The sequence below is a fragment of the Bacillus sp. cl95 genome (genome assembly GCF_900115925.1).
GTDB lineage: Bacteria > Bacillota > Bacilli > Bacillales > Cytobacillaceae > Neobacillus_A.
The window spans coordinates 21,174-27,173 of sequence record NZ_FOYF01000014.1 but is presented as its reverse complement, the minus strand read 5'-3'; the positions used below and the strand labels follow the sequence as shown (position 1 = coordinate 27,173).

At 40.2% G+C, this 6,000-nt stretch carries 6 protein-coding genes, 2 tRNA genes and 1 rRNA gene; 8 read left to right on the top strand and 1 reads right to left on the bottom strand.

Annotated elements, in window-relative coordinates:
* The 8 genes from rrf to BMZ31_RS19685 form a co-directional block, all read left to right on the top strand.
* Window positions 1-90, top strand: a 5S ribosomal RNA gene (rrf, locus tag BMZ31_RS19720); the annotation flags it as partial.
* A gap of 35 nt (window positions 91-125) precedes the next feature.
* Window positions 126-199 (top strand) — tRNA-Met (locus tag BMZ31_RS19715).
* A 44-nt stretch (window positions 200-243) separates the two neighbouring features.
* Window positions 244-319: transfer RNA gene (locus tag BMZ31_RS19710), tRNA-Asp, on the top strand.
* Window positions 320-556: 237 nt separating this feature from the next.
* A complete protein-coding gene (tsaE, locus tag BMZ31_RS19705; RefSeq protein ID WP_090833630.1) occupies window positions 557-1,012 on the top strand; it encodes a tRNA (adenosine(37)-N6)-threonylcarbamoyltransferase complex ATPase subunit type 1 TsaE in 456 nt (151 codons plus the stop codon).
* On the top strand, window positions 1,009-1,722 hold the full coding sequence (tsaB, locus tag BMZ31_RS19700; RefSeq protein WP_090833629.1) for a tRNA (adenosine(37)-N6)-threonylcarbamoyltransferase complex dimerization subunit type 1 TsaB: 714 nt from the start codon (window positions 1,009-1,011) through the stop codon (window positions 1,720-1,722). The genes tsaE and tsaB overlap by 4 nt, the downstream gene beginning before the upstream one ends.
* A 1-nt stretch (window position 1,723) precedes the next feature.
* Window positions 1,724-2,173, top strand: coding sequence for a ribosomal protein S18-alanine N-acetyltransferase (gene rimI / locus BMZ31_RS19695; RefSeq protein WP_090833628.1), 450 nt, complete (start codon window positions 1,724-1,726; stop codon window positions 2,171-2,173).
* Window positions 2,170-3,189 (top strand): tRNA (adenosine(37)-N6)-threonylcarbamoyltransferase complex transferase subunit TsaD, encoded by a 1,020-nt coding sequence (tsaD, locus tag BMZ31_RS19690; RefSeq protein WP_090833627.1) that lies wholly within the window; start codon window positions 2,170-2,172, stop codon window positions 3,187-3,189. The genes rimI and tsaD overlap by 4 nt, the downstream gene beginning before the upstream one ends.
* A gap of 262 nt (window positions 3,190-3,451) precedes the next feature.
* Window positions 3,452-3,976 carry a GNAT family N-acetyltransferase gene (locus BMZ31_RS19685; RefSeq protein ID WP_090833626.1) on the top strand — a complete coding sequence of 175 codons (525 nt, stop codon included), beginning with the start codon at window positions 3,452-3,454 and terminating at the stop codon, window positions 3,974-3,976.
* A 37-nt stretch (window positions 3,977-4,013) separates the two neighbouring features.
* On the opposite strand, the gene BMZ31_RS19680 is transcribed toward BMZ31_RS19685, so the two are convergent.
* The gene (locus BMZ31_RS19680; RefSeq protein WP_090833625.1) at window positions 4,014-5,936 is read right to left on the bottom strand and encodes an ABC-F family ATP-binding cassette domain-containing protein; all 1,923 of its coding nucleotides are present in this window, start codon (window positions 5,934-5,936) and stop codon (window positions 4,014-4,016) included.
* Window positions 5,937-6,000: the final 64 nt, after the last annotated feature.

Sequence of the window (6,000 nt, the reverse complement as noted above, 5' to 3'; positions counted from 1 at the left end):
CCCGTTCCCATACCGAACACGGAAGTTAAGCTTCTCAGCGCCGATGGTAGTTGGGGGCTCTCCCCCTGTGAGAGTAGGACGCCGCCGGGCTGTTTTAATTAAATATTGCTTATTATTATTATCGTCGCGGGGTGGAGCAGCCCGGTAGCTCGTCGGGCTCATAACCCGAAGGTCGCAGGTTCAAATCCTGCCCCCGCAATAATCCATTTTTTAATGAATTAGCAAGAAAACACATTGTAATATGGTCCCGTGGTGTAGCGGTTAACATGCCTGCCTGTCACGCAGGAGATCGCCGGTTCGATCCCGGTCGGGACCGCCATTTTAATATTTTAGTAGAGTAATACGAAACCAAGTTTCGTGTTTTTTTATGTCTAAAAATAGGTTGAAAACCATGAATCTTTGCTCTAAAAGTCAAAATCATGTACACTACATATAGGTAGAATCACAATCCTTAGGAGTCAATCCTAAGGTTTTTTTGGCTAATTAATAAGGAATCTTTTTATTAACTCAATGATCCATAATATACAGACTTCTTCAAAGTAGAAAAGGTGATAGAATGGCCACATATGAAAAGATAACGACCACATCAGGTGAGACAATGGATTTTGCACGTAGACTCGGTGAAATGTTAATTCCAGGCGATTTAATTGCCCTAGAAGGTGACTTAGGAGCCGGTAAGACGACTTTTACTAAAGGTCTTGCTGCAGGTCTTGAAGTCAAAAAAACGGTAAGCAGTCCAACTTTTACAATTATTAAAGAATATAGCGGACGCCTGCCCCTGTACCATATGGATGTATACCGTGTTCAAGATGCGTTTGAAGATTTAGGTTTTGATGAATACTTTGAAGGCGAGGGTGTGTCTGTCGTTGAATGGGCCCACTTAATTGAAGAGCAATTGCCGAACGAAAGGTTAACGATCTATTTAACCCACCATCATGAAGGCGGGCGAAAAATAAGTCTACAACCAAAAGGAACAAGATATGAGGAATTGTGTAAGGAGATTATTTCATGAAGGTATTATCGATAGATACTTCTAACTATGCCTTAGGCGTAGGCATAATTGAAAAGGATAAAGTCATTGGCGAATACATTACAAATATGAAATTAAATCATTCCGTAAGGGTCATGCCTGCTATTGATATGCTCTTAAAGGATTGTGGTTTAGTACCTGCAGACATCGATAAAATTGTCGTAGCAAAAGGTCCTGGATCTTACACGGGGGTAAGAATTGGTGTAACAATAGCGAAGACATTGGCATGGTCTCTCAACAAACCACTTACGGGTGTTTCTAGTATAGAAATATTGGCTGCATCAGTTGGAAGATATTTTGATGGATACGTATCACCGATTTTTGATGCGCGTCGGGGACAAATTTATACGGGATTGTATGAGTACCGTGAAGGCAACTTGCAAACGGTTGAAGCAGACAAGCTCATCATGGCAGAACAATGGGCTTCTATTTTATCCGAACAAAAAAGACCAATCTTGTTTGTCGGCAATGATTTGCCAATACATCGGGACACATTTGAGAGAGCTCTTGGTGAACAGGCAAACTTCGCTGTTAGTACAGAACATAATCCTCGTCCTGCGGAATTAGCTTTACTGGGAATGGACAGAAAAGAAGAAGACGTGCACACTTTTGTTCCAAATTATATTAGACTGGCAGAGGCTGAGGCGAAGTGGCTAGAGGCAAATCAGCCGAGTGGAAAAGGAACGGTTTGATATGAATGATACTATAGTCTTTCGAGAGATGAAAGAGGAGGATATCGATCAGGTCTTGGTGATTGAGCATGCTTCATTTTCTACGCCTTGGAGCAAGGAAGCATTCTATAACGAATTACACAAAAACCGTTTTGCACTCTACCTGGTTCTTGAAGATCAGGGGAAAGTCGTTGGGTATTGTGGTACTTGGATTGTCATTGATGAAGCGCATATCACGAATGTGGCCATGCTTCCGGAATATCGTGGTAAAGGTCTTGGCGAAGCAATCATGAAAAAACTGATTGAGGTAGCCAAAGAAAAAGGTGTTATTACAATGACGTTAGAGGTAAGGGTATCTAATCATGTAGCACAATCACTATATAGGAAATTAGGTTTCCAAGATGGTGGCCTTAGGAAAAACTATTATACAGACAACCAGGAAGATGGTTTGGTTATGTGGGTGAATATATGATAAAAGATCAAATAATCATGGGGATCGAAACGAGTTGTGATGAAACCGCAGTGGCCATCGTAAAAAATGGAACAGAGATTATCACAAATGTGGTCGCATCTCAAATTGAAAGTCATAAGAGATTTGGGGGCGTAGTCCCTGAAATAGCGTCAAGGCATCATGTTGAACAAATCACTTTAGTTATTGAAGAAGCAATGAAAAAAGCTGAAATTGGTTTTTCTGATATCGACGCAATTGCTGTTACAGAAGGACCCGGACTCGTAGGTGCTCTATTAATTGGGGTAAATGCTGCTAAGGCACTCGCATTCGCACATAATATTCCTCTAATCGGCATCCATCATATTGCTGGCCATATATACGCCAATCGTCTAGTAACGGAAATGAATTTCCCGCTTATTTCACTTGTAGTATCAGGTGGACATACTGAATTGGTCTATATGAAAGAACATGGGATCTTTGAAGTGATTGGAGAAACTCGGGATGACGCTGCGGGTGAAGCATATGATAAAGTGGCAAGAACACTAAGCATGCCATATCCAGGGGGCCCACATATTGACCGTTTAGCACATGAAGGTAAGCCTGTTATTGACTTACCAAGAGCATGGCTTGAAGAAGGATCCTTTGACTTCAGCTTTAGCGGCCTAAAATCGGCTGTTATTAATACGGTTCACAACGCCGAGCAGCGCGGGGAAAAAATTGCACCTGAAGATCTTGCTGCTAGTTTTCAACAGAGTGTCGTAGAAGTATTAGTTAAAAAGGCTGAACGTGCTGTAGAAAAATATCAGGTTAAACAATTATTGTTAGCAGGAGGAGTAGCGGCGAACAAAGGTTTACGCAATGCTCTCGAAGAGACTTTCTCGAAAAGGGAAAACTTTGAGTTGGTCATTCCACCTCTTTCACTTTGCACAGACAATGCCGCAATGATTGCAGCAGCCGGAAGTATCTTTTTTGAAAAAGGAAAACGAGCTGATTACGCATTAAATGCAAACCCAGGTTTAGAATTAGATAGCGAATAGCAACAAAAAATCCCTCTTGTGAGTAAAAGAGGGATTTTTTTTCGGAAAAACAGTAAGATTGTTAATAACTTTTTAAAAATTTAAAGAGTTTATGTGATTATGTGGATAAAATAGACGTTTTTTGTGGGTAATGTGGATAAATAAAGAGGGTTTTGTGGAAAGTGTGTATAACTATTAAGAGATACACATTTTATTAGCTTTATACTGTGGGTAACCTTGTGGAGAAATAAAATGTTAAGTTTATAGAAAAGAGGAGAATCACTTGTTTCCAAATCTAGAAACAGAAAGATTGCACTTAAGAGAGTTGACCGTAAAAGACATAGACGGTATTTATGATTGTTTTTCAAACGAAAAAGTGACAAGGTATTATGGGCAAGAGCAGTTACAGGATAGAGAACAAGCAAAAGGGTTCATCACCTTTTTTTCTAAGAATTATGAAGAAAAAAGAGGAATTAGATGGGGAATAGAAATGAAAGGGACTGAAGGAATCATAGGGACTATAGGTTTGAATGCGTGGTCTCCTAAACATAAAAGAGCAGAAATAGGATATGAAATCCATCCGGATTATTGGCGAAAAGGTTATGCAAGTGAAGCAGTAAAAGAAATTCTCTCTTACAGCTTTGAAGTACTCGGTTTAACTCGAATTGGTGCAGTTGTCTTTATAGAAAATCAATCGTCTAACAAACTTCTGTTGAAGCTAGGATTCCAACAGGAAGGCATCTTAAGGAATTATATGTACCAAGATGGAGAGCCATATGATACTTATGTGTATTCACTGCTAAAATAAAACGGGACTTCCATCTGAAGTCCCGTTTGTAATTATATCATTCAGCCAATTCGGCCCATTCATCCATGAGGGCTTCAAGCTCCGTTTTTGCCTGTTCATTACTTGTGTTAATTTCAAGTACTTTTTCATGGTCCTGAAAAACTTCAGGTAGGCAGAGCTGCTCCTCATTGCTAGCAATAATTGCTTCAAGCTCTTCGATTCTTGATTCGATTTCTTCTAGCCTGCGTTTCTTTTGTCTTTCAGCTTTCTTCGATTCTTTATCCTGGTGATAAGACGTCTTATCTGAAGCAGTTGAAACATTAGATGCGACAGAAGGCTTAGTAGCTAAAGCTGCTAGCTCAAGTATTTCCTGTTTCTTCTCGACATAATAGTCATAGTCGCCCAAGAACTCCTGATTCTGAGTTTTGCTAAGTTCAAAGACCTTCGAAGCGATCCGGTTGATAAAATAACGATCATGCGAGACGAAGAGGATCGTTCCAGGATAATCGATTAAGGCATTCTCTAGAACTTCTTTGCTATCTAAATCAAGGTGATTCGTTGGCTCGTCCAAAATAAGCAGATTTGCTTTTTGCATCATTAACTTCGCAAGAGCAAGTCTAGCTTTTTCACCGCCACTTAACGTTGAAACATTTTTTAAAACGTCATCACCTGAGAAGAGGAAATTTCCCAACACAGTGCGGATGTCCTTTTCATTCTTTAGCGGATAGTCATCCCACAGCTCGTTCAAGACCCGCTTATTCGAAGTGAGTTCTGCTTGTTCCTGATCGTAGTAACCAATTGTTACATTCGATCCGAATTGAAAGGTTCCAGCGAGTGGAGGAATTTTGTCTACAAGTGTTTTTAACAAGGTAGACTTACCAATCCCATTTGGTCCGACAAGAGCAATGCTATCACCACGTGAAATCCGGAAGGACAGACCCTGTGATATCTTGTCGTTACCATAACCGACTGCAAGATCATCAGCTTTCAGAACATCATTACCGCTCTGACGTTCTATCTCAAATGAAAAGGAAGCGGATTTCTCGTCTCCCTGCGGACGATCGAGCATTTCCATCTTTTCAAGTTTCTTGCGACGGCTTTGTGCTCTCTTCGTAGTTGAAGCACGCGTCAGGTTACGTTGAATGAAGTCTTGCAGCTTCCCAATCTCCTCTTGTTGCTTTTCATACATCTTCATATCGCGTTCAAAGTTTTCAGCTTTTTGATCGAGATAAGAGCTATAATTTCCTGGGAACTTTTGAATATGGTTTCTTGAAATTTCATATACTTGATTCACGACTTTATCTAAGAAGTAACGGTCATGCGAAACGATTAAAATGGCTCCCTCATAACCTTGTAAGTATTGCTCGAGCCAAGATAGTGTTTCGATATCAAGGTGGTTGGTAGGCTCATCAAGAATTAAGATGTCAGGTTTAGTTAACAACAGTTTCGCCAAAGCCAAGCGCGTTTTTTGTCCGCCACTTAGGGATGAAATTTTGGTAGAGTAATCAAATGTACTAAAGTTCAACCCATGCAAGACAGAACGGATATCTGCTTCAAACTGATAACCGCCTTCATCCTTAAATTGAACTTGAAGGACATCATACTCCTTTAAGACTCGTTCATATTTTATCGGGTCGGTCATGACGGATGGCTCAGACATTTGTTCTTCCAATTGACGAAGATTGCGCTCCATTTTCCGAAGAGAATCAAAGACGGTCAACATCTCATCCCAGATGGATAAGCTAGATTCCAATCCTGTGTTTTGAGCAAGGTAGCCAATTGTTACCTCTTTGGGCTTCATGATTTCGCCGCCATCATGTGACAGGTGTCCTGCAATAATCTTTAAGAGGGTGGATTTACCCGCACCATTTCTTCCAACTAGCGCAATACGGTCGCGTGTTTTTACTTCTAACTTTATATTCGATAAAATAAGCTCAGCGCCATAATATTTTGATAGCTGATTTACTTGTAATAAAATCATATCTTTCACCTCTATACTTACAAATAGTGTAACGTATTCAATAAGCTAGAGCAATGAATGAACT